The following is a 26222-nucleotide window of genomic DNA, read 5'->3' as shown; positions in this document are numbered from 1 at the left end:
GTTAGGAGCCTTGAGTGTATAGCGCAAATACGCACAGAGTATGGAAAACTGAGCAGAACAATATCGAAGCGCTTGATCTTGAATTCAATCAATAAATGCATAGCCCTAAAAGAGCTATGCATCCAACATAACGTAATAAATTAATCTTGTGCTTACGGAGTGGTATCGCTACCTGAGCCTGTGGTATCGGCAACCTCAATACGACCATCTGTTACGCGAATTGTGTTCTCTGTTGCATTTGAGCGCGTGCGAGTCGTTGGAATTGAAGCAACACTTCCATCGTTGATAAACGCATCAGCCAAAGCAGTCTCGTCAGAAACATCACATGCTTGAAAATCAAAATCCACGCTGCTTGCAACATTAGCAGATGTGTCATTGGAAGTGGCTGACTCTGCAACTACAGAACTCCTAAAAGATGAAAGTTCAGCTTGACAAGCGCCGACAGCAGAACGATCCAAATAATTACCATACTGCGGCACACCCACAGCGGCAAGCACACCGATAATCGCCACAACGATCAGCAGCTCGATAAGAGTGAAGCCCTGCTGCTTGAAGCGACGGGGCTGGTTGGATTGGGTTGTTTGCATTGCGGGGTTCCCTTGCAGTGTTAGAGTCATCAGCAGACCAAAGGTAAGTGAACCTGGGCCTAACATACGGCTTACACTAGCCTACCGCCTTAGGGTTGGCAACTAGGTTTCTCAACCGCTCATCGACGCTTTTTCAGCCTATTTGGGTACGTTACAAGCACCTCGTCAGTACCTCACGTCAGGCAAATATGGTACAACTCTCAGCACGATTCTTTAGCTTCCGAGTACGCCATGAGCCAAACCGTCCCAGAGTCGACGCTTAGCCATGCGGCCCTCAATGGAGGGTTGCGAGGCATTGCTAAGCGCCTGGTCAAGCATGGTCTTTTAACGGATGCGCAAGCGACCGTTGCAGAGACCACGGCGGCTGAACTCGAGATATCGCTACTGCAACATGTCATCGATAGTGGCCTGGTCGATGCGGATGCCGCAGCGGTGGCGGCTGCGTGGGAATATGGCTTGCCGGTGGTGGATCTCGAAGCCATACGTGTCAGCGCACTACCGCCTGCCAGCGACTACCCCGTCAAAATACTCGAGCGGCTGGATATTTTGCCTCTGGCTCGTCACGGTCACCGCTTGACCGTCGCCGTGCCCTACCCGGCCACATTGACCCAGCTCGATGAGCTGCAGTTCGCCACAGGGCTGAGTGTGGATGGCGTTCTGGCGCCTGCCGATCAACTGCGCAATACGCTAGTGCAGTACCTAGCGCAGAACGAGCGCAGCATGCTCGATGAGCTGGAAAATATCGATGATGCCGTCAGCGCGCTCAATATCGTTCAGCACGCTGATGGAGACGAGGTCGAACTCGACAAAGCCGCTCAAAATAGCGATGACGCGCCAGTCGTTAAATTCGTCAATAAAATCCTGCTCGATGCAATCAGCCGAGGCGCGTCGGACATTCATTTTGAGCCCTACGAAACGCAGTACCGGGTGCGTTTCCGTATCGATGGCATGTTGGTCGAAATCGCGCGACCACCTTTTGCGCTGCGCCACCGCATTGCGGCCCGCTTGAAGATCATGTCTCGACTGGATATTTCAGAGCGCCGCTTGCCACAAGATGGCGCCTTGAAGCTGCAACTGTCACGGACCCGCTCTATCGACTTTCGGGTGAACTCGCTACCCACGGTATGGGGAGAAAAAGTCGTACTGCGGATTTTGGATCCTACGTCCGCTCAGCTCGGGATCGACCAGCTCGGCTTTAGTCCTGAACAGCAGGCCGCCTATGAGTATGCGTTAAAAAAGCCCCAAGGAATGATTTTGGTGACGGGACCAACGGGTAGCGGTAAAACGGTGACGCTCTACACCGGCATCAATATCTTGAACCAAGTTCAACGCAATATTTGCACCGCTGAAGATCCGGTCGAAATCAAAGTATCGGGCATCAACCAGGTCAACGTGCTGCCTAAAATCGGGCTCAATTTTGCCAGTGCGCTGCGCGCATTTCTGCGCCAAGACCCAGATGTGGTCATGGTGGGGGAAATTCGCGATTTGGAAACCGCAGAAATTGCGGTCAAAGCGGCCCAAACCGGCCACCTGGTGCTCTCTACCGTGCATACCAACTCGGCGGCGGAAACGCTGACCCGTCTCGCGAACATGGGGGTGGCTACCTATAACATCGCCAGCTCGGTCAGCCTGATCATTGCACAGCGACTAGCACGCAAACTGTGTAATCAGTGTAAAACACCAGCCGACATTCCGGCGGAGGCGCTTCGTAAAGCAGGCTTCACTCAGCAAGATATCCGCAACGCGACGATCTATAAAGCGGTGGGCTGCAAGCAGTGCACCCAGGGGTACAAAGGGCGTTTAGGCGTTTACGAGGTGGTGCCGATTACCGATGACATGCGCCAACTGATCATGCGCGATGGCAACGCTATCGAGATCGACCAGCAGGCACGCCGCGAAGGTTACCCTAGCCTGTATCAGAGCTGCTTGAGCCGAGTTCTGGATGGCAGCACCAGCCTGGAAGAAGTCAATCGTATCAGCAAGGAGTAACGCCGCCCATGGCTAAAGCCAAGGCACGCCGCGCCAACAAACCCGCGCCGCTTCATCGCTGGAAGTGGGCGGGCAAAGGTCCGCAGGATCGCCCCATGCGAGGCGAGCTGATTGGTCGCACCAAAGCCGAGATCGTCGAGCAGCTGGCGAAACAGCGCATCGTGGCCAGCAAAATTCAAAAACGCAGCAGCTTCAGCGGACGAGGCAAAGTCACCAATGTCGATATCATGGTCTTCGCTCGCCAAATGGCGACCATGGTGCGGGCTGGCATTCCTATCTTGCAGGCACTTCAGGCCGTGTCGGAAAGCTTGAAGAAGCCTGCAATGGTCGCGTTGACACAACACATCATGGAAGACGTTTCCTCGGGGGACAGTCTCTCCAGCGCCATGGCCAAACACCCCAAGCAGTTCGACCGTCTGTTCGTCAATTTGGTGGATGCTGGTGAACAGGCTGGCGCGCTCGATCAGATGCTCGAACGCATCGCCAGCTACAAAGAGAAAGTCGAGTCGCTCAAAAACCGGGTTAAAAAAGCCCTTTGGTATCCCACATCGGTCATGGCCATCGGCGTGGGGGTAACCATGCTGCTGCTGATCAAAGTGGTACCTGAGTTCGAAAGCATGTTTCAAGGTTTTGGCGCCGAGCTACCCGCATTGACACAATTCACCGTCAATCTCTCTGATCTGGCCCAGCAGTACTGGCTGCACGCTTTGGGTTTCCTCGTCGGCAGCGTCATGCTGTTGAAAACGGCCTCTCGCCGCTCTCCCAAGGTGGCGTATCGGCTCGATGCCCTGCTACTGAAGCTCCCGGTGATTGGCGATATCATGCATAAATCTGCGGTGTCGCGGTTCACGCGCACGCTTGCCACGACCTTTGCTTCTGGGGTACCGCTGATCGAGGGGCTAGAAACCGCCGCCGGAGCGGCCGATAATCGTGTTTATATCAAAGCCATCAATGAAGTGCGCCAGGATGTGACGACGGGCCAGCAGCTACATTTTGCCATGCGGATGACGAACCGTTTCCCCGCCCTCGCCGTTCAAATGGTGAGCATCGGTGAAGAGGCCGGTTCGCTCGATGCAATGCTCAACCGCGTAGCAGATTATTACGAAGAGGAAGTCGATAATAAAGTCGACGCGCTGACGTCACTCATGGAGCCCATCATCATTGTCGTGCTTGGCGCCCTGGTTGGCGGTGTCGTAGTGTCGATGTATCTGCCCATTTTCGAAATCGGCACGGCGCTATAAAGCGCGCCACTCAATCTGTTAGGAGCACCATGGGTTTACCGCCACTACTATTGACGTTTTTTGCAGGAATGATGGGCCTATGTTTGGGTAGCTTTCTGAATGTGGTGATCACCCGACTGCCGGTCATGCTGATGCGACAGTGGCGAAACGAGGCGCTCGCTTCGCTAGAACAACCAACAGAGTCTACCCCGCGTTTCAATCTCGCTTACCCACCCTCGATGTGTCCTCGTTGCGAGCACGCGATTGCATGGCACGACAATCTGCCACTGATCGGTTGGCTAAAACGCCGCGGGCGCTGTGCGCACTGTCAAACGCGTATTAGCCCTCAGTACCCCATCGTTGAACTCATCGGAAGCGTGCTGGCAGTTACCGTTCTGGCACTGCATGGCTGGCAACTATCGAGCCTGTGGATCTACGCTGCTTGCATGACACTGCTGGCATTGGCAGTCATCGATTTGCGTACTTATCTGCTGCCAGACATGTTGACACTGCCGCTACTGTGGGCAGGATTGGCCTACCAACTTCTGTACCAGCCCGTCATGCTATCGAGTGCTGTACTGGGAGCGATTGCTGGCTATCTCGTGTTGTGGAGCTTTTATTGGCTCTTCAAGCTCGTGACGGGCAAAGAGGGCATGGGTTACGGGGACTTCAAACTCCTAGCCGCATTGGGCGCGTGGTTAGGGTGGAGTATGCTTCCCCTATTGCTTATCGTATCGGCAGGACTCGGGGCGCTCATTGGCCTAGTGGTCCAAATGCTGATGCCTAGGCTACGTGGCCAAGCCATGCCTTTTGGGCCTTTTTTGGCATTGGCGGGTTGGGTGGGCTTGCTCGTGGGGGATGATCTCATGGCGCTCTATTTGGCTTTGCTCTACTGACCGACATAGTCACTTTTCACTCAAGGGATGACATGATTATTGGCGTTACTGGCGGTATTGGCTCAGGCAAATCGACCGTTGCCCGCCTGTTCGGAGAGTTAGGAATCGGCTGGGTGGATGCCGATGACGTAGCGCGTGACATCGTGGCGCCTGGCGAGCCAGCGCTCGATGCCATCATCGAACGCTTTGGCCCCGAGGTAATGCACGAAGACGGCACCCTGCACCGAGCCGCACTGCGCGACATCGTTTTTGAAGACGCCAACCAGCGTGTTTGGTTGGAATCCATCACCCATCCACGCATCCGTGAACGGTTGGTTGAGCACCTAACGCGGCTAGTGGCTCATTCGCCTTATGTGTTGCTTGTCTCTCCACTGCTCTTCGAATCCGGGCAGGACGCGCTAGTAGATCGCACGCTCGTCGTAGATGTCTCCGAAGCCGAGCAGATTGCGCGCACGTTGGCCCGGGATCATGTGAGCGAACAGCAGGTGCGTGCTATTCTCGCCGCCCAACTACCCCGCGACGAGCGATGCGCTCGTGCCGACGATATTATCGATAATAGCCGGGGGCGTGACGACACCCGCCGCCAAGTGCTCGCACTGGACCGGCAGTATCGAGACCCTATAACTTGAAGGAGATTTACCCTGTGACGATTCCCGCCAATGACGCCCCTCTAGAGGTCGATTGCCCGCAGTGCAGCAAACGGGTAGTTTGGGAACCCAATAGTCTTTATCGTCCTTTTTGCAGTAAACGGTGCCAACTTCTCGATCTTGGGGCTTGGGCTGAAGAGTCGCACCGTATATCTGGAGAGTCCGCCATGGATGAGGCCGATATCGAAACGCTTTTGGCGCAAGCCGATAAAGACGCACCACTCACTTGAGTCGCCCCCTTGCCCATGCCTAACGCCACGCCTGCGCACTACCGGTTGCTGCATGAACTGGATGCTCACTTCGACCAGCTAACGGCGGCCATTCATCGTGCTGCAACGCTCTATGAAACCCGCACACCTCCGACATGGCATTTGGAAGGCACCAGTGATCCCCATTGGTTGAGGAACGCACTGCTCGACATGTGGCATCAGCAAGATCAAGACGGGCGAGAAACACGTAATTACATTGCCCTCATTGCCGCAGATGAGCCACTGATGGACGCCTTCAACGCGGTTAATACGGTCAAGAGCACCATTAGGGCCCTACTGCAACGGATCAAGCAAAGTCAGCCAAGTGGGCTCAGTGAAGTAAAACGACGCCTTCCTCAACGTCACCCAGGGGTCGATAGTGTGCTACGCCAAGGGGGGATGGCGCGCTTACATTTAAAACAGTGCTGGCGTCAACTTCCCATTGCCGATGCGCCTGTCGCGCGAGTTCGGTTAGCGTGGTACAGCAGCGGACGCTCCATCAAACGCATTACTGTCCAGCAAGCAGAGCAGAAGCTATTGCAGCTCGATAGCGATGCCCCGCACGTTCGCATACAGCTACGTAAGCTCGCTGGCATTCCCAGTAGTGAGCCATTGGCTCAGGTACAGAATCAGGCGCCTTTGATGCGGGCTAACCTCTTTTATACAGAGCCTCTCGAAGACGGACACACGCGGCGGGCGCTAAATATTGCCATGCCGCTGATCGTGCCTGCCCACGAAGGACGCCTGCCACACATAAAGGCGCCTCCTTCAGAACCACCTGCACACCGAACACGAGCCAAACGGCGGGATGAAAAGTTAGAAAGTGATGTGTTTTTGCCTAGCTTACGCGTTTACCGCTACCGCTAGTGGATCACTTTTTACCACCGGTAACTGATCTATTTCCCATAAACCGTAAGCAAGTAGCGTCTCGATGAGCTCTTTCACTTCACGGTCTGACTGACCGTATTCGATCATGAGCGCTGTCAGGCGCTCTGCAAAGCGCGCTTGCTGCGTTCTTTCGTGCGCTACCTGATCATCCGCTTCAAGTGCCTCTAACGAGCGCACAGGCGGCCCAGTGGGGATATCAACATCACTATCAGGATCGTCCAACTGACGCAGTGCTTGCGCAAAGGCGTCATCCAGCTCACGAAATTTACGTAGCTTTTCACGCTCATCCAGTTGCTTTTGAACCTTTTGATATTTCATTGATGTTTCATTTACACCTTACAGAAATGGTCGATACGTCTGCCTAATAGGTCAATCTCACGAAAAACTGTGCACAAACGCGTAAACATGCAGAGCAAACTTGCCTTTGCTTGAGCTTAGCAGCATAAAGACAATACCGTTCTAGCAACACTAATCGGTAACAGTGGTTTACCGATAGCGTATCAATGGTGACATTTTGCGCTATCGACGCCATGAATATTAGCTCTCTCCTCAACATTCTGCACAGAGAATTGGGCTGAAGAGCTACCAGCACTTGCACCATACGCACCGGGACGGTGCTCTACAGGCAAATACTGACCTGTATGACTGACGCATAGGAGGCCAGATAATGTTCATTGCCATGTCACGAGCTGAAATCTGGCTACAGGACACGCTCGATCAATCATTGAGTATCGAAGACTTAGCCAATCACCTGGGCTATTCCGCATCGCAGGTACGCCGACAATTTCGACAATGCTTTCATCTATCCCCAAGTGCTTACCGAGAGCAACGTCGTTTGGAGCGCGCCGCCGTTTTATTATCGCTGACGTCGCATCATATAGCTCGCATCGCCTTACGTTGCGGGTACGTCAATCACTCTTCTTTTTCGAGAGCCTTTCAAAGACGCTACCAGCTAACGCCACGGCATTATCGCCAGGCACTCAGCGGTATGCGACATTTGACTGCCCATCGACATCAGTTTATCACTTCTATAGAGAAGAGCCGCCCGCGCCAGGCCGTTTTTATGCGTGTCTATGAAGCGCCCGACACCATCTTAGGGCTGGGAAACAAAAAACACCACGCTAGTCACCTAAGCTGCTTTGAGGCACAGCTGGGACGTGCCACGCCGACCGTTGCTTTGCCAGACCTACTGGCCGACACCGTGTCTGCATTAGATACGTCACAGCACCATAGCAAAGCAAGAACCGATGTTGGCCTCTATTTAGAACCCACAGCAACCATGGAAAATTTGGCACTTCCATTGGCTTATCGAAGGGTAGACTCGCCTGCTCAACACTATGCCAGCAGTCGCTTTGAGCAATTCGAACAGCTTTCTGATGTATTGGCTTCCACCCTCTGTCGCGTCACTCAACAAGAAGAGGCGTTTCAAATCAGCGGCGAGCCACCAAGAGTGCTATGGCACCCAAGTCATTTAGAGCTACGCGTTCCCTTAGAGTACTGCCAGGGCTTATAGCGTTTTGGCACGTCGTTCTTTCATTACCCTTTAAGCAAATCCGGCACTTCTTTGCAGAAGTGCCGGTACGGCGACCTTAATCTTCCATACGAACGAGCCAAGACTCGACGGTATCGTCACCGTGTTCGTCTTTCCAGCTACGCAGGCCTTTATGGTTGCCGCCACGTGTTTCGATGACTTCGCCCGTGTGCGGGTTCTTGTAAATCTTCAAACGACGCTTGCGGCGTGAGGCAGAGGCAGGTGCTTTAGCATTGACACGCTGGTCCGCTGAAGGGTCGAGCAGCGCAATGACGTCGGCAGGACGTTTACCAAACTCGTTCATCAATGCTTCAAGTTTAGCTTTAAATTCTAGCTCGCTCTTAAGACGCTGATCACCTTCTAAGCGCTGCAACTCTTCTTGTAGCTGCTTGAGCTGTTGTTCTTTCTGGATGTAGTCGTTTAACAAAGACATGAGGGGTCCCTTTCTGCTTAGATTCAACGGCAATGGTATTCAGCTGGACAACTCAATACCGACGAGTTCAGGATGCGATGACATTATTGCCTTAATTATGCTAATTGACAACAGTCTAGTTGATTTTGACCTACTTACTAAACATTTTTTTAAGCGACAACTTCGACAACGAGGTAACGCTTAAAGCCACTTTTTCAAAAAAACACCGCGATTAATAACGAACAAACACTCAGAACGAGACAAAATAAATGTTTGCTAAAAAAAACGCCGCCCTTAGGGGCGGCGCTTTCATAGGCAATAGACTAATGAATTAGTCTTGACCCATCTGCTGCTTGATCAGATCACCGATGGTCGTCGGGCCGCCGGCAGCTTCCGGCTCTTGCTCACGCAGTTTTTTCAAGTTCTGACGAGTATCGTCTTGCTCTTTCGCTTTCACCGACAGATTGATCTGACGGCTCTTACGATCGACACTCACGATGCGCGCTTCGACGCTGTCGCCTTCATTCAGAACGTTGCGTGCATCTTCAACACGGTCAGCGCTGATTTCAGAGGCTTTGAGGATAGCGATAACGTCTGTCGCCAGCTCAACGTGCGCTTCTTTGGCGTCAACTTCCACAACGCGGCCAGTCACGATGCTGCCCTTGTCGTTGACAGACAGGTACTCGGCAACCGGATCGGAATCCATTTGCTTGATACCCAGGGAGATGCGCTCGCGCTCCGGGTCGATAGACAGAATAACCGCTTCTGCTTCATCACCCTTCTTGAAGTTACGAACGGCTTCTTCGCCTGTTTCAGTCCAGGAGATGTCGGACAGGTGAACTAGACCGTCGATACCGCCTTCAAGACCGATAAAGATACCGAAGTCAGTGATGGACTTGATGGTACCGGAAACACGGTCACCCTTGTTGTACTCGGCGTTGAAGGTTTCCCACGGGTTAGCAGTGCACTGCTTGATACCCAGAGAAATACGACGACGCTCTTCGTCGATATCAAGAACCATCACGTCAACGTCATCGCCCACTTGAACGACTTTAGACGGATGAATGTTCTTGTTGGTCCAGTCCATTTCGGACACGTGAACCAGACCTTCGACACCCTCTTCCAGCTCAGCAAAGCAGCCGTAGTCCGTCAGATTAGTGACGACCGCGTGCACTTTGGTGCCTTCCGGGTAACGGTCTTTGATGTTGACCCACGGATCTTCGCCCAGCTGTTTCAGACCCAGTGATACGCGGTTGCGCTCACGGTCGAACTTCAGCACTTTGACGTTGATTTCGTCGCCAACGGCAACGATTTCAGACGGATGCTTGATGCGCTTCCACGCCATGTCGGTGATGTGCAGCAGGCCATCGACGCCGCCCAGATCAACGAAGGCACCGTAATCGGTCAGATTCTTGACGATACCTTTGATTTGCTGACCCTCTTGCAGAGTGGCCAGCAGCGCTTCACGCTCGGCGCTGTTTTCTGCTTCCAGCACGGCACGACGCGATACGACGACGTTGTTGCGCTTCGGATCGAGCTTGATGACTTTGAAATCCAGCTCTTTATTTTCCAGGTGCGCAGTGTCACGAACCGGACGAACGTCAACCAGAGAGCCCGGCAAGAAGGCACGGATAGAGTCGACGTCGACAGTGAAGCCGCCTTTGACTTTACCGTTGATCACGCCCTTGACGATTTCGTCTTTCTCGAAGGCTGCTTCCAGAATCTTCCAAGCTTCTGCACGCTTGGCTTTTTCACGGGACAGACGTGTTTCACCGAAACCATCTTCGACGGCTTCCAATGCAACGTGAACGTCGTCACCGATGGCGATGGTCAGTTCACCGTTTTCATCGCGGAATTGTGCCGCAGGAATTTGTCCTTCGGACTTCAGACCCGCGTTAACGGTAACCCAGTCACCGTCAATGTCGACAACCTGAGCCGCGACGATGGCGCCTGGCTCCATGTTGATGTCGTTAAGAGACTGTTCAAACAGTTCAGCAAAGCTTTCGCTCATGGTTTTCCTACGTGATCAACGTTGTTGAGGCATAACTGCCTTCTCCGTACCACCAGCGAGTACGGGCCTAATGTCACTCAGCTTTTGGAGGCGTTAGCGCTGGTTAGACCTGACCGGGCTCACTGAGATGAGGCTGTCGCCCTGCCACGTCGTGACACCTTTCCAAAAACGCCGCAAGGGAGAATCAAATGCCGTCAGCCATGCCGCGTTGGGCAAGCAGTTCGGTCAGCCGATCAACCACTTCCGGTATGCTCAGGCGCGTGGTATCAAGCGTGATGGCATCGTCTGCCGGCTTGAGAGGAGCCACACTGCGCTGCGTGTCGCGTGCATCGCGTGCCTGAATCTCCTTTAAAAGACTCGACAGACTAGCATCCACCCCTGCTTCCTGCAACTGTAGATACCGTCTGCGTGCCCGTTCTTCGGCACTGGCCGTCAAAAAAATCTTCAAGGGGGCATCGGGGAAGACGACCGTTCCCATATCGCGCCCATCTGCCACGAGCCCAGGCGCTTGACAAAAATCGCGCTGGCGCTGGAGCAGTGCCGAACGCACTTGCGGCAAAGCGGCCACCTTGGAGGCGCGTTCACCGGCTTGCTCTGTACGGATGGCGCGACCAACGTCCTCACCCTCTAAGAGCGTGCAAGGCAAGCCATCCTCTACCGGAAACTCGACATCCAACGATGCCGCGATACTCGCCAGTGCCGCCTCATTCTCCAACGAGACGCCATGTTTGACGGCGGCTTGCGCCGTCAAACGATAAAGCGCCCCACTATCCAGCAGATGCCAACCCAACCGCTCGGCCACGAGGCTGCTAATCGTGCCTTTACCGGCACCGCCGGGGCCATCGATCGTCAGCACAGGTACCTTAGTGGTCATTGGCACCCTCCACCTCGATGCTCATCCCAATCCGTTGAGCGAGCGCGACGAAATCGGGGAACGAGGTCGCCACGTTGGCACAGTCATCGATGATGATCTCGGCACCCGCACGTAGCGACGCAATGGCAAACGCCATGGCAATACGGTGATCGCCCAGACTATCGATACGACCACCGCCATAGCTCGGGCCACTGTCATTGCCGTTACCGACAATGTCGATACCATCCTCTACCACCGTATGTTCAACGCCAAGCACCGCAAGGCCATCGGCCATTGCCTGAATACGGTCGGACTCCTTCACGCGAAGCTCTTCTGCGCCGCGCAGGCGCGTCGTCCCGTACGCATTGGACGCCGCAATGAACAGCGCGGGGAACTCATCGATGGCCAGCGGCACTTGATCGACGGGAATATCGATGCCTTTCAAAGGCGCGTAACGAATACGAATATCGGCAACCGGCTCGCCTCCCACTTCGCGCTCGTTTTGAAGCGTTAAATCAGCGCCCATGAGCTGCAAAATATTAATAACGCCAATCCGCGTCGGATTGATGCCCACGTGCTCCAAAACGATATCGGAACCTGGCGTAATCGCAGCCGCGACGAGAAAGAACGTCGCCGAAGAGATATCGGAGGGAACGTCGATGGGCCCTGCAGTGAGTCGACCACCGCCTTGCAGCCAGCAGGTATCGCCATCACGGGACACCTCATAACCAAACCCATTGAGCATGCGTTCGGTATGGTCACGGGTCGGCGCCGGCTCACGCACACGGGTTTCGCCCTCGGCATAAAGCCCCGCGAGCAGCAGACAAGACTTCACTTGGGCGCTGGCCATGGGCATATCGTAGTGAATGCCTTTCAGCGCTTTGCCACCGTGGATTTTCAGCGGCGGGCGACCGCCTTCGGCGGTCTCGATCATTGCGCCCATCAGGCGCAGCGGGTCGGCCACTCGGCCCATTGGACGCTTGGTGAGCGACTCATCGCCAGTCAATTCGCTATCGAACGCCTGACCCGCCAGCAGCCCGGCAAACAGGCGCATGGCGGTGCCAGAGTTACCTACATACAGCGGGCCTGCCGGCGCCTTGAGACCGTGCATACCAACACCGTGAATGGTCACGCGTCCCTGGTGGGGGCCTTCGATGGCCACCCCCATTTCACGAAAGGCCTGCAAGGTGGCCAGACTATCTTCGCCCTCCAGGAAGCCTTTGACTTCCGTCACGCCTTCGGCCAGAGCACCTAGCATGATCGAGCGGTGGGACATGGATTTATCGCCCGGCACGCGCAGGCGCCCCTGCGCCTTGCCGCCTGGCTGCACCCGATAAGTCACTTTACCGTGTGGTTGCATATGATATTCCGCCTGATAACTGGTTTTGTTCAATAACGTATCGAAATAGTGACGCGCATGACTGGCCCGATCGAAGGTGGCGATGAGTGCATCGCTATCCCCCTCCTCCACGGCTTGACGCAGACGCTTTAGACCGGCCTCGAAATCATCTAGCGACGATAGCACTGCCTCTCGGTTGGCAATGAAAATATCCCGCCACATGACCGGATCGCTGCCCGCAATGCGCGTGAAGTCTCGGAACCCGCCTGCGGCATAACGAAAAATATCCAGCCGCTCATCCTGACGCGCTAGGGTGTCCACCAGGGAAAAGGCCAACAGGTGGGGCAGATGGCTGGTGCGCGCCAATACTTGGTCATGGCGCTCCACACTCATGTGGAGAACGTCCGCGCCACAGGCCAGCCATAACGCTTCTACTCGCATCAGCGCCTGCTCGTCGACGTTGGGCTCCGGTGTCAAAATCACCTTATGATTCACATACAGCGTGGGGTTGGCCGCCGCCACACCGCTCTTTTCGGACCCTGCGATAGGATGACCTAGCACCATGTTCGGCGGCATGCTGCCAAAGACCCGCTCGGCACACTCGCGGATCGTTGCCTTGGTACTGCCCACGTCGGTAATGACGACGTCGCGAGCCGCACGAGGGAGCGCCGCGGCCAACTGGGCCATGACGCTCTCCATAGCCAGCACAGGCACTGCCAGGACGACCATTGAGACGCCCTCGAGCAGCTCGTCAAGCCGAGTGCCCCCAGAATCGACGACCCCAAGCTCGATGCCGAGCGCGATCTCATCTGGATTGGGATCGCAGGCCACGATATGGCCCTGATAGCCGTCGACGCGAAGCGCAGCGGCCAATGACCCTCCTATCAATCCAAGACCCACGATCAGCACACGTGATTCGAGGCAAGGAGTGTGCTTACTCGAGCGCGCCGACACTGTCACAGCACGCCCTGAGGGTAGGAGCCCAACACGCGAAGCTCGGATGCGCGCAGGCGCACCTCTTCTAGTACCGCCGCCACTTGTGGCTCGTCGCGGTGGCCTTTGAAATCGATGAAGAAAACGTAGTTCCAAACCCCCGTACGTGACGGGCGCGTTTCGATACGCGTTAAATCGATCTTATGACGATGAAAAGGCTCCAACAGGTCGTGCAGCGCACCCGGCTGGTTACGCATGGCCACGACGATGGAGGTTTTGTCTTCACCCGACATGGGAATATCTTGATTGCCGATGATCAAAAAGCGCGTGGAGTTATCCGGACGGTCTTCGATTTTATCGGCGATGCGCTCCAAACCGTAAAGCTTGGCGGCCATGTCCCCAGCAATCGCAGCGCTGTGCCACTCGGTTTTCACTAGCTTCGCTGCTTCTGCGTTGGACGACACCGGCACACGCTCGGCATGGGGATAATGCGCGTCCAACCATTTGCGGCACTGGCCAAATGACTGCGGATGCGAATAGATCCGCGATACTTTGTCTTGACGCGTGGTTTCGCTGATCAACAAATGATGATGAATACGCAGCACCACTTCGCCACAAATTTTGATGGACGAATCCATGAAGGTGTCGAGCGTATGATTGACGACGCCTTCGGTGGAGTTCTCCACCGGGACGACGCCATAATTCACCGCGCCCGCTTCCACTTCACGAAACACTTCGTCGATCGCGGCCATGGGCAAGCTGACCGCGCTTTCACCAAAGTGCTTCAGCGCGGCTTGCTGGGTAAACGTGCCTTCTGGGCCGAGGTAAGCCACTTTGACCGGCTGCTCTAGCGCGAGGCAGGCCGACATGATTTCACGGAACAAGCGAGCCATCTCTTCGGAGTCCAGCGGTCCCTTGTTCAGCGCCATGATGCGTCGCAGCACCTGCGCTTCCCGCTCAGGACGATAGAAGACGGCATCTTTATCTTGAGCAAGCTTCACATGAGCGACCTGCTGAGCACAGTTCGCTCGCTCACTGATCAAGCGCAGAATATCGCCATCCAACTGGTCGATACGTTGACGCAAGTCGTCTAAATGGATCGGCGTATCGGACATGTTGGTTAGCCTCTTCGTTGTTCGAAATCCGCCATGAAGGCAATTAAAGCATCGACCGCCTCTTCGGGAACGGCGTTATACAAACTAGCGCGCATGCCGCCTACGCTACGATGCCCTTTCAAGTTGAGCAGCCCAGCCTCGTCGGCCTCCCGTAAGAACACCGCGTCCAGACGTTCATCTGCCAGTACGAACGGTACGTTCATACGAGAACGGTTCTGTCGCGCAATGGGATTGCTGTAAAAACGACTGCCGTCGATCGCGGCGTATAGCTTTTGCGCTTTACGCTGATTCATCGCATCCATCGCTTCCAAGCCACCCACATCGTTTTTCAACCATTGAAAAACAAGGCCCGATAAATACCACGCGTAAGTAGGTGGCGTGTTCACCATGGAACCCGCTTCCGCCAGCAGTTGATAATCGAATAGTGACGGGATGGTGCTGGGCGCGCTTCCCAGCAGGTCATCGCGCACCAAAACGATGGTCAAACCTGCCGGACCAATGTTCTTCTGAGCGCCCGCATAAATGACGCCAAACTCACTGACATCAATGGGGCCAGAGAGGATGTTCGACGACATGTCGCACACCAGCGGCACGTCGTTGCCATCTGCTCGAATCGCCTGCGGGATGTAGTCGAACTCCAACCCTCCAATGGTTTCATTGGAGGTGTAATGCAAGTAAGCCGCATCATCGCTGATCGTCAGTGATTCCTCACCGGGGACGGCCGTATGCCCATTTGCCTCGCTGCTGGCCGCGACGTGGCAGGCAAAACCCAGTCGCTTGGCCTCACTCAGCGCTTTCTTCCCCCAAATCCCCGTTTGGATGAAATTGGCACTGCCCCCTTGGCCCAGCAGGTTCATCGGAATCATCGAGAACTGCATGCTCGCGCCGCCCTGAAGAAAGAGCACGCGGTAGTGACTAGGAATGGCTAACAGGTCACGAAGATCGGCTTCGGCTCGCTCTGCAATCGCAACGAACTCGTCGCTGCGGTGACTCATTTCCATGACCGACAAGCCGCGACCTTGATAGTCCAGCAGCTCGCTACGGGCGCGCTCGAGTACGGCGCTAGGCAGGGCTGCGGGCCCTGCACAAAAATTATAATGACGTGTCATCGGTTCCCGGTTCCTGTGCGCCATTGTCTGCGTCTGCTGGTTCGCCCGTGTCTACGTCATCCGTCTCTTCAGGCTCGTCCACGCGAACGGTTTTCACCAATTTCTCTTCTTTCCCCAAACGAATCAGCATGACCCCTTGCGTGTTTCGGGAGGTGATGGAGACCTCCTCCACGCGGGTGCGTACCAACGTACCGCGATCGGTGATCAACATCATTTCGTCGCTGTCGTAGACCTGCATCGCCGCCACTAGCGAGCCGTTACGCTCACTGGTTTGCATGGCGATGACGCCTTGTCCACCTCGGCCGCGCAGCGGGAACTCTTCGAGGCGTGTACGCTTGCCGTATCCATTCTCACTGGCCGTAAGGATATATATCTGGCCCTCGCTTTCGCTTGAAGCAAGGGCTTCTTCTGGGGCATCCACATCTGCGTCGGTATCGGCTTCGGCATCGATCTGCTGACTCTTGGGAATGATCAGGCTGATCACTTCCGCCTCATCGGCGAGACGCATGCCACGCACGCCGCGAGCGGTACGGCCCATAGCGCGCACGTTACCCTCTTCGAAACGGATCGCTTTACCGTTGGAAGAGAGCAGCATCGCGTGATCGGAGCCCGACGTAATCGCCGCCCCCACCAAACGGTCGCCCTCTTCAAGATCGATCGCAATCAAACCAACGCTGCGCGGACGGGAGAACTGTTCGAGGCTGGTACGCTTCACCGTGCCATTGGCTGTAGCGAAGAAGATGTAGTGCTCGGGGTCATAGTCGCGCACCGGCAAAATGGCGTTGACCGACTCGCCCTCTTCCAGCGGCAGCATGTTGACCAACGGTTTACCACGGGAGCCACGGCTGGCATTCGGCATTTCGTACACTTTCAGCCAGTACACCTTGCCACGGTTGGAGAAGAGCAGCACGGTGTCGTGGGTCGAGGCCACCAGCAGGTGCTCGATGACGTCTTCGTCTTTCATGGACGTCGCCGACTTGCCACGACCGCCGCGGCGCTGCGCCTGATAATCCGATAGCGGTTGCGTCTTCGCATAGCCCGAGCGGGAAACGGTGACGACCATGTCCTCTTCGGCAATCAAATCTTCGATGGAAAGATCCAAGTGGCTTGCCTGGATCTCCGTGCGGCGATCGTCCCCGAACTGATCACGCACCGCATGTAGCTCTTCGCGGATCACTTCCATCAGGCGATCGGCGGAGGCCAAAATCTCGGTAAACTCGGCGATCTTTTCGAGGATGGAGAGATACTCATCGAGCAGCTTCTCGGTTTCCAGCCCGGTCAAACGGTGTAGGCGAAGCTCTAGAATGGCCTGCGCCTGGGCGGGCGAGAGCCGATATTCCGTGGCCGAGGGGTTGAGGCCAAAGCCCTCTTCCAACTCTTCTGGCTTACAGGAAGTCGCGCCAGCGCGCTCCAGCATGGCCGTCACCTGCCCGGGCCGCCACACCTTCGCCAGCAGCTTTTCACGCGCTTCAGCGGCATTGGGAGAGGCCTTGATCAGCTCGATGACCTCATCGATGTTGGAGATGGCCACCGCTAGGCCTTCCAACAGATGACCACGTTCACGGGCTTTCTTGAGTTCGAAAAGCGTCCTGCGGGTGACGACCTCGCGGCGATGGCGAATGAACGCCTCGAGCATCTCTTTGAGATTGAGCGTACGCGGCTGGCCGTTCTCAAGCGCCACCATGTTGATGCCAAACACGTTCTGAAGCTGAGTTTGCGCAAACAGGTTATTGACGACGACCTCGCCGGACTCACCGCGCTTGATTTCGATCACCACGCGCAGGCCATCCTTGTCTGACTCGTCACGCAGCTCGGCGATGCCGTCGATTTTCTTCTCTTTGACCAGCTCGGCAATTTTCTCGATCAGCCGCGCCTTGTTCACCTGATACGGCAGCTCGGTGATGATGATGTGGTCACGGCCGGTTTTATCGTCGTGCTCGATGGTGTGGCACGCGCGCACGTAAATACGTCCACGGCCAGTGCGGTAAGCATCGAGAATGCCCGCACGTCCGTTGATGATCCCCCCGGTGGGGAAATCAGGACCGGGGATGTATTGCATCAGATCATCCACCGAGAGCGTGTAGTCGTCGATGAGCGCCAAGCATCCGTCGATCACTTCCCGCATGTTGTGCGGCGGGATGTTCGTCGCCATGCCCACCGCGATGCCCGACGACCCGTTGATCAACAGGTTGGGAACTTTCGTAGGCAGTACGTCTGGGATTCGTTCGGTGCCGTCGTAGTTATCGACCCAATCGACCGTGTCTTTTTCGAGATCCGCCAGCAGCTCGTGGGCTAGACGCGCCATGCGCACCTCGGTGTAACGCATGGCCGCCGCGTTGTCACCGTCGATGGAGCCAAAGTTACCTTGTCCATCCACCAGCACATGACGCATGGAGAAGTGCTGCGCCATGCGTACGATGGTGTCATACACCGCACTATCTCCGTGCGGGTGGTATTTACCGATGACATCGCCGACGACACGCGCCGACTTTTTGTACGGTTTATTCCAGTCATTGCCCAGCTCGTGCATGGCAAACAGCACACGCCGGTGAACGGGCTTTAGGCCGTCGCGCACGTCGGGGAGCGCGCGACCGATAATGACACTCATCGCATAGTCGAGGTACGACTGTTTGAGCTCGTCTTCAATATTGACGGGCAAGATTTCTCTGGCGATGTCACCCATGAAAGTCAGATCCTTTGCACTGCATTGGCACTGCGAGAGTTGAAAGCGCTTGAAAATGCCGTCTTTTGCCGTACGAGACTTAGCACGGGAAGACGGCGCGCAGAGACCAGGCCATCATACCACTGCATACGCATCAAGGGCAGTCGATGACACCACCATTACCACTCAGGGCGTGAACGACTCCTTGGCCACGACCATCCCCTGCAGCACATCGCGCACCTCCCCTTCGATGGCGGCGGCTTTATTGTCCTTCACATCCAACAGAACGAAGGTGAGGTCGGCCTGGGCGATCAAGGTGCCGTCAGATCGAATGATACGGTGATGGCAGAGCGCACTTCGCTCACCCACGTCGACGATGCCCGTGAATACCTGCAAATCGTCCCCCTGCACGGCCGCCGCGCGATAGTCGATGTTCAAATTGACGACGACGAAAGCGCGACCAGCACTGTGAAGCTGCCCAATGAGCCGGGGATGTTCATCAAAGAACGCCCATCGCCCCTCCTCCATGAACTCCAAGTAGCGCGCATTGTTGACATGGCCATAGCCATCCAAATGGTAACCACGAACCCGCATACCAACTTGGGAAATTGATTCAGACATAGCATCCTCTTTTTCACTGCTTATGGAAATGGGCAAGGAATCGTTAACACCTTGCAAATCAAACACAAGTTTTAAACTAGTGCAACAGCAAGTCGCTGCGCCAAGGTGCTGGTAGGAAAGGCCGCGTTTCGACATAATGTGCCACCTTTTTCATAGGATCGGTGACATGTGGTTTAAGCACCTGCATTTATATCGCCTGCACGGCGCTCCCGAGCTAGATAGCCAAACCCTGGCCAATGCACTGGATGAGCACGCGGCCAAGCCGCTAGGCAATGCGGATGCACGCCGCTTGGGCTGGACGGCTCCTGCCGGACGGCTAGGCGGCGACCAGCGTGTCCATGAGATTCAGGGGCACCGCCTACTCTCGGCCTTGCGCCAGGAACGTCTGCTTCCCGCCTCGGTCGTCAAAGAAGAAGTCGATGAAAAGGTCGCCGACATCGAGGCCAGCGAAGGGCGTAAAGTGACCCGTAAAGAAAAAATGGCACTCAAAGAGCAAGTTACCGAAGCGCTCTTGCCCCGCGCCTTCGTCCGCAGCCAAAAAATCGACCTCTGGTGGGACACGAAGCGTCAGCTCATTGGCGTGAATGCCAGCTCGCGCAGCCGCGCTGAGGATGTACTGGACCTGCTGCGCGAAACCCTCGGCAGCTTGAAAGTCACGCCGCTCAGTAGCCAAACGTTGCCCATCCGCGCCATGACTACTTGGCTTGGCGACCCGGCCAGCCGCCCTGCCGACCTCCAGCTTGGCGACCAAGTGGAGCTCAAGGCCAAAGGTGACGACGGCGTACTGCGCGCGCGCCAGGTCGATCTCGACAGCGACGAAATTCAACAGCTTCTCGAAAGCGGGCGCCAAGCCAGCAAACTGGCGATGAGTCTCGACGGCCGTCTAAGCTTCGTGCTGCACGACGATCTAGCGCTCAAATCGCTACGCTTTGGCGACGCGCTCATCGAAGAAGCGGATCATGCCGATGACGGCGACGATGCGCTGGCTCGATTGGAAACCGATTTTATTTTGATGGCACAGGCATTGTCCGAGGACGTATCCCGCCTACTCGAATGGCTCGGTGGCGAAACTCAGCGGGAACCGACGACTTCATCAGACGCCTAACGAATGATACGTACAGATACCGTCACTCGATTATTTAGTAGATACCCAACGGATCGCATGACTCAACACAATAACGCACCACACGCTGACACGCCGAATGACCCCTGGGCCGACATTCGTCCTTATGCGGATCATGAGGTAGCCGATGTACTCGAAAGGCTTTCTCGCGACAGCGAGCTGCTCGATGCACTAACCCGCTTCCGGCTGCCCCGCATGGCCAAGTGGGCGCCACCGCTAGCGCGCGCGCTGGCAGGCCATGCCGTTCGAAGAGAAGTCAAAGGAGTGACCAGCGTCCGAGAATTTCAGATGCGCATTGCCAGCTATATGGTGCGCATGATCCGTACGACGACCGATGCCTTCGATGTGTCGGGCCTCGACAAACTCGACGATGACGGCGCTTACCTCTTCATTGGTAACCACCGAGACATTTCACTGGATCCTGCCTTCGTCAATTATGCGCTTTACGAAGCAGGACGAGACACCGTGCGCATCGCCATAGGTGACAACTTACTGAAAAAACCCTATGTCACCGACCTGATGCGCCTTAACAAGAGCTTCATCGTGCCTCGCAGCGCGCGCGGCAAGCGGGCCATGCTGGCCGCCTATCAGCAGCTCTCTTCGTACATCCGCCACTCGATTACCGAAGACAACCACTCCATATGGATGGCTCAGCGCGAAGGCCGTGCCAAAAACGGCATTGACCGAACGGACCCTGCCATCATCAAAATGCTCATCATGGCCAAACGTCACGCCGAACGCGACATGGTGTTTGGTGACGCCATTGCCGAGCTCAAGTTGGTGCCGGTCTCGATCAGCTACGAGTATGATCCCTGCGACGTGCAAAAAGCCCAAGAGCTGCACGATATCGCCCACCAGGGCAGCTACGCCAAAAGCGAGTTTGAAGACATTCGCTCTATCGTAGCAGGCATCACCGGGTCTAAAGGGCGCGTCCAGCTCAAATTCGGCACGCCGGTCGGTGCCGACATGGCCACCCCCGACGAGGTGGCCGCTGAAATCGATCGGCAAGTCATTGGCGGCTATCGCCTCTTCCCCAGCCACTATTTGGCGCTGGAAGCACTAGGCGAGTCACCCGAGCTGGTCGCCCGTAAAGCGATTACTCGACAGGATCGTGAGCGGTTCAAGGCGCGCCTGGCCAGTGTCCCCGAAGCACTGCGTCCCTATTGGCTCGAGCAGTACGCCAACCCTGTGAAACACAAGGCAGGCAGGCTGAGTCTTTAGCCGTCAATCTGCGCATGCTGACGAGTAGAAAAAGTGCTATGGTCAAGGCATTCATTGGTCACGCTTGGTCGTTTTGCCAAGCGCGGTCTTAAGGAGACTCCCCATGTCCGCATCAGAAATTCAAAAAACACGTATTATCAATGAGCTACGCGGCTTTATCCGCAAACTACTACAAGATCCTAAAATTCTCGAGCAGTCTTTGGCCATTGCCCGTTCGCAGCTCACCGAAGGCAGCAGCCCAGCCGTCATGGCGCGCATTGCCAATGAAATTTCTGACACGACCAGCGTGCATATTCCCGAAGACCCTGCCGAGCACTCCGAGGCTGATAAGCTGTTCTTAGAACTATTGCGCGAAGTGGTGCAAGAAGAGCAGGCGCTCTACTAAGCCGTTGTTACTGGCGACCAGTTCGCCTTCAACCTGACGTTACCGGCGAAGCACCTCCCCTTCGCCGTCTTTATTTGTATTGTCTAACCGGAATTTTCACTCACCATGTCCAATACTGCCCCGCGCAACATTCTGGTGACGAGCGCCCTTCCCTATGCCAATGGCGCCATTCATCTCGGTCACCTGCTGGAGTATATCCAAACAGATATATGGGTACGCTTTCAAAAAAGCCGTGGCCAGCGGTGTTACTACGTTTGCGCCGACGATGCGCACGGCACGGCGATCATGCTGCGTGCCGAGCAGGAAGGTATCTCGCCAGAAGCGCTGATCGAGCGCGTCTCACAAGATCATCAGGAAGATTTTGCCCGTTTCGGTGTAGGTTTCGATAACTATCATTCCACGCACTCGGACGAAAACCGCCACTTTAGCGAATTGATCTATACCCGCCTGCGTGACAAAGGCCATATCGCGACTCGCGATATCGAGCAGATGTTCGACCCGCAGAAAGGCTTGTTTCTTGCTGACCGCTTCATCAAAGGCACCTGCCCGAAATGCCATTCGGACGATCAGTACGGCGACAACTGCGAAAAATGCGGCGCGACCTACACGCCAGCAGACTTGATCAATCCGGTGTCCGCCATCTCTGGTGCAACGCCCGAGGTGCGGAGTTCTACCCACTACTTCTTCAAACTGCCGGACTTCGCTGATTTTCTACAGGAGTGGATCAACGACGGCCACGTGCAGCCGCAAATCCGTAACAAACTAATGGAGTGGTTCGAGTCCGGTTTCAACGAGTGGGACATTTCCCGCGACGCACCCTATTTTGGGTTCGAGATCCCCGACGCCCCAGGCAAGTACTTCTATGTCTGGCTCGACGCTCCGATTGGCTATCTCGCCAGTTTCAAAAACCTATGCGAGCGCGATGGGATCGATTTCGACCGTTTCTGGAAAAAGGACTCCGACGCCGAGGTCTACCACTTCATCGGTAAAGACATCGTCTACTTTCATGCGCTGTTCTGGCCCGCCATGCTCCACGGTGCCGACCTGCGTACTCCCACCGCGGTCAACTGCCACGGTTTCTTGACCGTCGATGGCGCGAAGATGTCGAAGTCCCGCGGCACCTTTATCAAAGCGGCCACCTACGCCGAACACCTCAATCCTGAGTACCTGCGCTACTACTTTGCTGCCAAGCTCACCTCGAAAGTGGATGATCTCGACTTGAACCTCGAGGATTTCGCCGCACGCGTGAATTCGGATCTCGTGGGTAAGGTCGTGAATATCGCTAGCCGCTGCGCCGGTTTCGTCAAAAAGCTCGGTGGCGGCACGCTCTCGCCGCATTGCGCCGAGCCGCAAATGGTCGCGCGTTTCATCGCTGCAGGCGACGAGATCGCCGCCGATTTCGAAGCCCGCGAATTCAGCCGCGCCATGCGTAAAATCATGGAATTGGCCGATGAAGCGAATACCTACATTGCTGAAAAAGAGCCCTGGGCGCTGGCCAAGCAAGAGGGACGTGACCAGGAGGTGCTGGACATCTGCTCGGTCGGCATTAATCTGTTCCGCCAGCTGATGGTCTACTTGGCACCCGTCGTCCCCGCCATGGCAGAGCAGGCACGCGAGTTTATAAATGTTGACACTCTGGATTGGGGAAGCCGTGGTAACGTACTCGTCAATCATTCGATCAACAAATTCAAGCCGCTCATGACTCGCGTCGAGCGTGAGAAAATCGATGCAATGATCGAGGCATCGAAAGAGGATCTGGTCGAAGAGCAGAAGTTGAAAAGCGCACCCAAGGGCCCGCTGGCCGAGACGCCCATCGCTGCGGAAATCGACTTTGACGCGTTCGCCCAAGTGGACCTGCGTATTGCACGCATTGCCAAAGCGCAGTATGTCGAGGGCGCTGACAAGCTCCTCCAGCTTACCTTGGATTTGGGCGGCGAAACCCGCAACGTCTTCTCGGGCATTCGCTCTGCGTACTCGCCCGAAGCGTTGGAAGGCCGCCTGACCGTCATGGTCGCCAACCTAGCTCCTCGCAAGATGCGATTTGGCATTTCCGAAGGTATGGTACTCGCCTCGGCTAACAAAGAGGGCATTTATTTGCTCTCACCGGACGCTGGCGCGGAACCAGGTCAACGTGTAACGTAACGCCGCCGTTCATGGACGAAAGGGGCAAGGCGATGAGCCTGCCCCTTTCGTCTTTAAGGGACTTTCATTCACACCGTTAGTGGCCTTCATTCATTAACAACAACATGAGTCTGCTCTATGGGCCAGCGCTTCTCCTTGTCCTTGCGTTTTCGTTTCTTTGCCGTACTGGGCGGAGTATTGATCGTGGCCATGGTAGCACTCGCAGCCATCAGCAAATGGCTGATTTTTCCAGCGCTGAAAGCCGAAGAGCGCACTGCGGTGCAGCGTGAACTCGACCGGGCGACGCGTAGCCTCGAGCTCAACCAGGAAAGCCTGCTTGCTCAGGCGCAGGACTGGGCACACTGGGATGACACCTACCAGTTCATCGAGGGCAGCTATCCTCGCTACGCCGAGGTCAATTTTAGCCAGCAAATGTTCGAAGATATGAACTATCACCTCATGGCGTTCTTTACGCTACAAGGTGAGGTTCATTTCTTGGCGGGGTTGGAGCCGACCACCGGGCGCTACCAAACCTGCACAGCCGCCGTTGGTCCCTGCGCGTGGATGGCACCCTGGGTCGATACCATGCAGTCGGCCATCGCTACCCAGGTAGCGCCAATGGCCATGTACATCGAACAGTGGCCCGCCCTTGTCGCCGCCAGCCACATACTCCACACCGACGAGAGCGGTCCGCCTAACGGCTGGCTATTCAAGGTCCGCGCCCTGGATGATGCTTGGCTCGAAAGAATGACGGATTACACAGGGCTCTCTCTATCGCTGCAGGTCGAGCCCTTTGCCGCTGCCCATTCAACCGAGCTCACGTTCTCGGGGGATCAGGTAACGGCCTCTCACTTGTTCGCTGCCTACGGCACTTCCGAGGCCGTGTCGTTGACGATAGAACTCAATCGCGTGCAGTACCTGGCAAACCTTACTACGTTTCGCTATCTGTTGGTGTGGACGGCGGGTTTGATGCTGCTCGTCATTGGTTTGGTACTGTTTTTGCTAGAACGTATGGTGCTGAAGCCTTTGCGCCAGCTCACTGCGTTCACACAGTTTGCGGGCCAATTCGATGACAGCGAGGGGTTGACCGAGCGTCGCGATGAAATCGGTCTCCTTTCCAGGGCATTTCGCGAGCAGCTCGCCTGCCAGCACCAGCTCAATGCGGAGCTATTGCGTATGTCCACCCACGATGCGTTGACAGAGCTACCCAATCGGCGGCTGTTCGACCAGCGCTTGACGGCTGCGGTGAGTCAAGCCACGCAGGAGGTGGCACCGCTGGCGGTCATGATGCTCGATATCGATCACTTCAAGCTCTACAACGATGGCTACGGCCATCAACAAGGCGACGAATGCTTAAAACGAGTAGCCGCTGCACTACAGGACGTGGCAAGCCGTCACGGCTTTTTCATCGCACGCACTGGCGGCGAGGAGTTCAGTGCGTTGCTGCCAGGCGTCACCTCACAGCACGCCAAGACACTTGCCAACGCGCTGGTCGATGCCGTGGATCAGTTACACTTACGCCATGAACGCTCCCCGGTCTGCGAACATGTCACCATCAGCGTTGGGATTGGCATGCTAGACGATAGCGAGGCATCACTCCCCAGCGCCATCATGACGACCGCCGACCAAGCACTCTACCTTGCCAAAGCACAAGGTCGCCACTGTGTCATCCTCTTCGAGCCGTCTCTAGTCAGCTGCCCAATTTCGAAGCAAAATACGCCGTCATGAATGAACTCTTCGTCATCCTGATCACCACCGCGCTGGTGAACAATTTCGTGCTGGTCCAGTTTCTCGGGCTTTGTCCCTTCATGGGCGTGTCGAACAAGCTCGAATCGGCTCTGGGCATGTCACTGGCGACCACGTTCGTTTTGACCCTCGCGTCCGCCGCGAGCTACGTGGTTTACCATGGCTTGCTCGTTCCGCTGGACGTCACCTACTTACGAACCATCAGTTTCATCGTCGTGATTGCCGCTGTCGTGCAATTTACCGAGATCATGGTGCGCCAGCTCAGTCCGTTATTGCATCAGGTATTAGGTATATTTCTGCCGCTCATCACCACCAACTGCGCCGTGCTAGGCGTAGCACTACTGTCGCTCAACCGCGAGCTAAGCTTTTTCCATACCACGCTGTATGGTCTAGGCGCGGCGTTAGGCTTCTCGCTAGTGTTGGTGCTATTCGCTGCCATGCGCGAACGCTTGGCCAGTGCAGATGTGCCCAAACCCTTTCGCGGTGCGGCCATTGCCATGATCACTGCCAGTCTGATGTCGCTGGCGTTTCTTGGTTTTTCTGGATTGGCACAGGGGTAACGACC

23 protein-coding genes are annotated in these 26222 nt (G+C 55.8%); 13 read left to right on the top strand and 10 right to left on the bottom strand.

Annotated elements, in window-relative coordinates:
- Positions 1 to 152: 152 nt before the first annotated feature.
- A complete protein-coding gene (locus tag FHJ80_RS17515) occupies positions 153 to 587 on the bottom strand; it encodes a prepilin-type N-terminal cleavage/methylation domain-containing protein (RefSeq protein ID WP_139527465.1) in 435 nt (144 codons plus the stop codon).
- Positions 588 to 818: 231 nt separating this feature from the next.
- On the opposite strand from FHJ80_RS17515, the gene pilB reads away from it, so the two are divergent.
- Genes pilB through FHJ80_RS12165 form a run of 6 tightly spaced genes read left to right on the top strand, consistent with a single transcriptional unit; the run spans position 819 to position 6454 of the window.
- Positions 819 to 2576 (top strand): type IV-A pilus assembly ATPase PilB, encoded by a 1758-nt coding sequence (gene pilB / locus FHJ80_RS12190; protein ID WP_139527463.1) that lies wholly within the window; start codon positions 819 to 821, stop codon positions 2574 to 2576.
- A gap of 8 nt (positions 2577 to 2584) precedes the next feature.
- Complete coding sequence (locus FHJ80_RS12185) at positions 2585 to 3817, top strand: type II secretion system F family protein (RefSeq protein ID WP_139527461.1); 1233 nt, start codon at positions 2585 to 2587, stop codon at positions 3815 to 3817.
- A 29-nt stretch (positions 3818 to 3846) separates the two neighbouring features.
- Positions 3847 to 4692, top strand: coding sequence for an A24 family peptidase (locus FHJ80_RS12180; protein WP_139527459.1), 846 nt, complete (start codon positions 3847 to 3849; stop codon positions 4690 to 4692).
- 32 nt (positions 4693 to 4724) lie between these two features.
- Positions 4725 to 5321, top strand: a complete 597-nt coding sequence (gene coaE, locus FHJ80_RS12175) for a dephospho-CoA kinase (RefSeq protein WP_139527457.1) — start codon at positions 4725 to 4727, stop codon at positions 5319 to 5321.
- A gap of 14 nt (positions 5322 to 5335) precedes the next feature.
- Positions 5336 to 5569: a DNA gyrase inhibitor YacG gene (gene yacG / locus FHJ80_RS12170; protein WP_139527455.1), complete on the top strand. Its 234-nt coding sequence runs from the start codon at positions 5336 to 5338 to the stop codon at positions 5567 to 5569.
- A 15-nt stretch (positions 5570 to 5584) separates the two neighbouring features.
- Entirely contained in the window at positions 5585 to 6454 is an 870-nt protein-coding gene (locus tag FHJ80_RS12165) for a DNA replication terminus site-binding protein (RefSeq protein WP_139527751.1), read from the top strand.
- On the opposite strand, the gene FHJ80_RS12160 is transcribed toward FHJ80_RS12165, so the two are convergent.
- Entirely contained in the window at positions 6431 to 6793 is a 363-nt protein-coding gene (locus FHJ80_RS12160; protein WP_139527453.1) for a hypothetical protein, read from the bottom strand. The genes FHJ80_RS12165 and FHJ80_RS12160 overlap by 24 nt on opposite strands.
- Before the next feature lie 349 nt (positions 6794 to 7142).
- Here FHJ80_RS12160 and FHJ80_RS12155 point away from each other — a divergent pair, with 349 nt between their 5' ends.
- On the top strand, positions 7143 to 7988 hold the full coding sequence (locus FHJ80_RS12155; RefSeq protein ID WP_139527451.1) for a helix-turn-helix transcriptional regulator: 846 nt from the start codon (positions 7143 to 7145) through the stop codon (positions 7986 to 7988).
- A 76-nt stretch (positions 7989 to 8064) separates the two neighbouring features.
- Here the strand turns inward: FHJ80_RS12155 and FHJ80_RS12150 are convergent, their stop codons facing one another.
- The 8 genes from FHJ80_RS12150 to FHJ80_RS12115 all read right to left on the bottom strand — a co-directional run bounded on the left by FHJ80_RS12150 (position 8065) and on the right by FHJ80_RS12115 (position 19061).
- Positions 8065 to 8439, bottom strand: coding sequence for a histone-like nucleoid-structuring protein, MvaT/MvaU family (locus tag FHJ80_RS12150; protein WP_139527449.1), 375 nt, complete (start codon positions 8437 to 8439; stop codon positions 8065 to 8067).
- 310 nt (positions 8440 to 8749) lie between these two features.
- Entirely contained in the window at positions 8750 to 10429 is a 1680-nt protein-coding gene (gene rpsA / locus FHJ80_RS12145) for a 30S ribosomal protein S1 (protein WP_139527448.1), read from the bottom strand.
- A 184-nt stretch (positions 10430 to 10613) separates the two neighbouring features.
- Complete coding sequence (gene cmk, locus FHJ80_RS12140) at positions 10614 to 11303, bottom strand: (d)CMP kinase (RefSeq protein ID WP_139527446.1); 690 nt, start codon at positions 11301 to 11303, stop codon at positions 10614 to 10616.
- Entirely contained in the window at positions 11293 to 13575 is a 2283-nt protein-coding gene (locus FHJ80_RS12135) for a bifunctional prephenate dehydrogenase/3-phosphoshikimate 1-carboxyvinyltransferase (RefSeq protein ID WP_139527750.1), read from the bottom strand. Before FHJ80_RS12135 ends, cmk begins: the two co-directional genes overlap by 11 nt.
- 2 nt (positions 13576 to 13577) lie before the next feature.
- Positions 13578 to 14669, bottom strand: coding sequence for a prephenate dehydratase (gene pheA / locus FHJ80_RS12130; protein WP_139527444.1), 1092 nt, complete (start codon positions 14667 to 14669; stop codon positions 13578 to 13580).
- Between the two features lie 5 nt (positions 14670 to 14674).
- The gene (gene serC, locus FHJ80_RS12125) at positions 14675 to 15778 is read right to left on the bottom strand and encodes a 3-phosphoserine/phosphohydroxythreonine transaminase (RefSeq protein WP_139527442.1); all 1104 of its coding nucleotides are present in this window, start codon (positions 15776 to 15778) and stop codon (positions 14675 to 14677) included.
- Positions 15762 to 18461: a DNA gyrase subunit A gene (gene gyrA / locus FHJ80_RS12120; RefSeq protein ID WP_139527440.1), complete on the bottom strand. Its 2700-nt coding sequence runs from the start codon at positions 18459 to 18461 to the stop codon at positions 15762 to 15764. Before gyrA ends, serC begins: the two co-directional genes overlap by 17 nt.
- Positions 18462 to 18626: 165 nt before the next feature.
- Positions 18627 to 19061 carry a thioesterase family protein gene (locus FHJ80_RS12115; protein ID WP_139527438.1) on the bottom strand — a complete coding sequence of 145 codons (435 nt, stop codon included), beginning with the start codon at positions 19059 to 19061 and terminating at the stop codon, positions 18627 to 18629.
- Between the two features lie 166 nt (positions 19062 to 19227).
- Between FHJ80_RS12115 and FHJ80_RS12110 the strand changes: the two genes are divergently transcribed.
- The 6 genes from FHJ80_RS12110 (at position 19228) to rsxA (ending at position 26217) form a co-directional block, all read left to right on the top strand.
- Positions 19228 to 20166, top strand: a complete 939-nt coding sequence (locus tag FHJ80_RS12110) for a recombination-associated protein RdgC (protein ID WP_139527436.1) — start codon at positions 19228 to 19230, stop codon at positions 20164 to 20166.
- A 57-nt stretch (positions 20167 to 20223) separates the two neighbouring features.
- Positions 20224 to 21405, top strand: a complete 1182-nt coding sequence (locus FHJ80_RS12105; protein ID WP_139527434.1) for a 1-acyl-sn-glycerol-3-phosphate acyltransferase — start codon at positions 20224 to 20226, stop codon at positions 21403 to 21405.
- A gap of 103 nt (positions 21406 to 21508) precedes the next feature.
- Entirely contained in the window at positions 21509 to 21790 is a 282-nt protein-coding gene (locus tag FHJ80_RS12100) for a hypothetical protein (RefSeq protein WP_139527432.1), read from the top strand.
- Between the two features lie 105 nt (positions 21791 to 21895).
- Complete coding sequence (metG, locus tag FHJ80_RS12095) at positions 21896 to 23932, top strand: methionine--tRNA ligase (RefSeq protein ID WP_139527430.1); 2037 nt, start codon at positions 21896 to 21898, stop codon at positions 23930 to 23932.
- 117 nt (positions 23933 to 24049) lie between these two features.
- Complete coding sequence (locus tag FHJ80_RS12090) at positions 24050 to 25639, top strand: diguanylate cyclase domain-containing protein (protein WP_139527428.1); 1590 nt, start codon at positions 24050 to 24052, stop codon at positions 25637 to 25639.
- Positions 25636 to 26217, top strand: a complete 582-nt coding sequence (gene rsxA, locus FHJ80_RS12085; RefSeq protein ID WP_139527427.1) for an electron transport complex subunit RsxA — start codon at positions 25636 to 25638, stop codon at positions 26215 to 26217. The genes FHJ80_RS12090 and rsxA overlap by 4 nt, the downstream gene beginning before the upstream one ends.
- Positions 26218 to 26222 lie beyond the last annotated feature (5 nt).

It is taken from the genome of Halomonas sp. BL6 (assembly GCF_006228115.1).
Classification (GTDB): Bacteria; Pseudomonadota; Gammaproteobacteria; order Pseudomonadales; family Halomonadaceae; genus Vreelandella; species Vreelandella piezotolerans.
The sequence above is the reverse complement of the archived record's forward strand: the minus strand, read 5'-3'. Positions and strand labels throughout refer to the sequence as shown.

Coding starts and splice junctions, on each gene's coding strand:
- FHJ80_RS12185 (WP_139527461.1), top strand. CDS start 2,585: ATGGCTAAAGCCAAGGCACGCCGCGCCAACAAACCCGCGCCGCTTCAT.
- FHJ80_RS12165 (WP_139527751.1), top strand. CDS start 5,585: ATGCCTAACGCCACGCCTGCGCACTACCGGTTGCTGCATGAACTGGAT.
- FHJ80_RS12090 (WP_139527428.1), top strand. CDS start 24,050: ATGGGCCAGCGCTTCTCCTTGTCCTTGCGTTTTCGTTTCTTTGCCGTA.
- pheA (WP_139527444.1), bottom strand. CDS start 14,669: ATGTCCGATACGCCGATCCATTTAGACGACTTGCGTCAACGTATCGAC.
- FHJ80_RS12110 (WP_139527436.1), top strand. CDS start 19,228: ATGTGGTTTAAGCACCTGCATTTATATCGCCTGCACGGCGCTCCCGAG.
- FHJ80_RS17515 (WP_139527465.1), bottom strand. CDS start 587: ATGCAAACAACCCAATCCAACCAGCCCCGTCGCTTCAAGCAGCAGGGC.
- FHJ80_RS12160 (WP_139527453.1), bottom strand. CDS start 6,793: ATGAAATATCAAAAGGTTCAAAAGCAACTGGATGAGCGTGAAAAGCTA.
- FHJ80_RS12180 (WP_139527459.1), top strand. CDS start 3,847: ATGGGTTTACCGCCACTACTATTGACGTTTTTTGCAGGAATGATGGGC.
- pilB (WP_139527463.1), top strand. CDS start 819: ATGAGCCAAACCGTCCCAGAGTCGACGCTTAGCCATGCGGCCCTCAAT.
- gyrA (WP_139527440.1), bottom strand. CDS start 18,461: ATGGGTGACATCGCCAGAGAAATCTTGCCCGTCAATATTGAAGACGAG.
- rsxA (WP_139527427.1), top strand. CDS start 25,636: ATGAATGAACTCTTCGTCATCCTGATCACCACCGCGCTGGTGAACAAT.
- rpsA (WP_139527448.1), bottom strand. CDS start 10,429: ATGAGCGAAAGCTTTGCTGAACTGTTTGAACAGTCTCTTAACGACATC.
- FHJ80_RS12115 (WP_139527438.1), bottom strand. CDS start 19,061: ATGTCTGAATCAATTTCCCAAGTTGGTATGCGGGTTCGTGGTTACCAT.
- cmk (WP_139527446.1), bottom strand. CDS start 11,303: ATGACCACTAAGGTACCTGTGCTGACGATCGATGGCCCCGGCGGTGCC.
- serC (WP_139527442.1), bottom strand. CDS start 15,778: ATGACACGTCATTATAATTTTTGTGCAGGGCCCGCAGCCCTGCCTAGC.
- FHJ80_RS12150 (WP_139527449.1), bottom strand. CDS start 8,439: ATGTCTTTGTTAAACGACTACATCCAGAAAGAACAACAGCTCAAGCAG.
- FHJ80_RS12155 (WP_139527451.1), top strand. CDS start 7,143: ATGTTCATTGCCATGTCACGAGCTGAAATCTGGCTACAGGACACGCTC.
- coaE (WP_139527457.1), top strand. CDS start 4,725: ATGATTATTGGCGTTACTGGCGGTATTGGCTCAGGCAAATCGACCGTT.
- metG (WP_139527430.1), top strand. CDS start 21,896: ATGTCCAATACTGCCCCGCGCAACATTCTGGTGACGAGCGCCCTTCCC.
- FHJ80_RS12105 (WP_139527434.1), top strand. CDS start 20,224: ATGACTCAACACAATAACGCACCACACGCTGACACGCCGAATGACCCC.
- FHJ80_RS12100 (WP_139527432.1), top strand. CDS start 21,509: ATGTCCGCATCAGAAATTCAAAAAACACGTATTATCAATGAGCTACGC.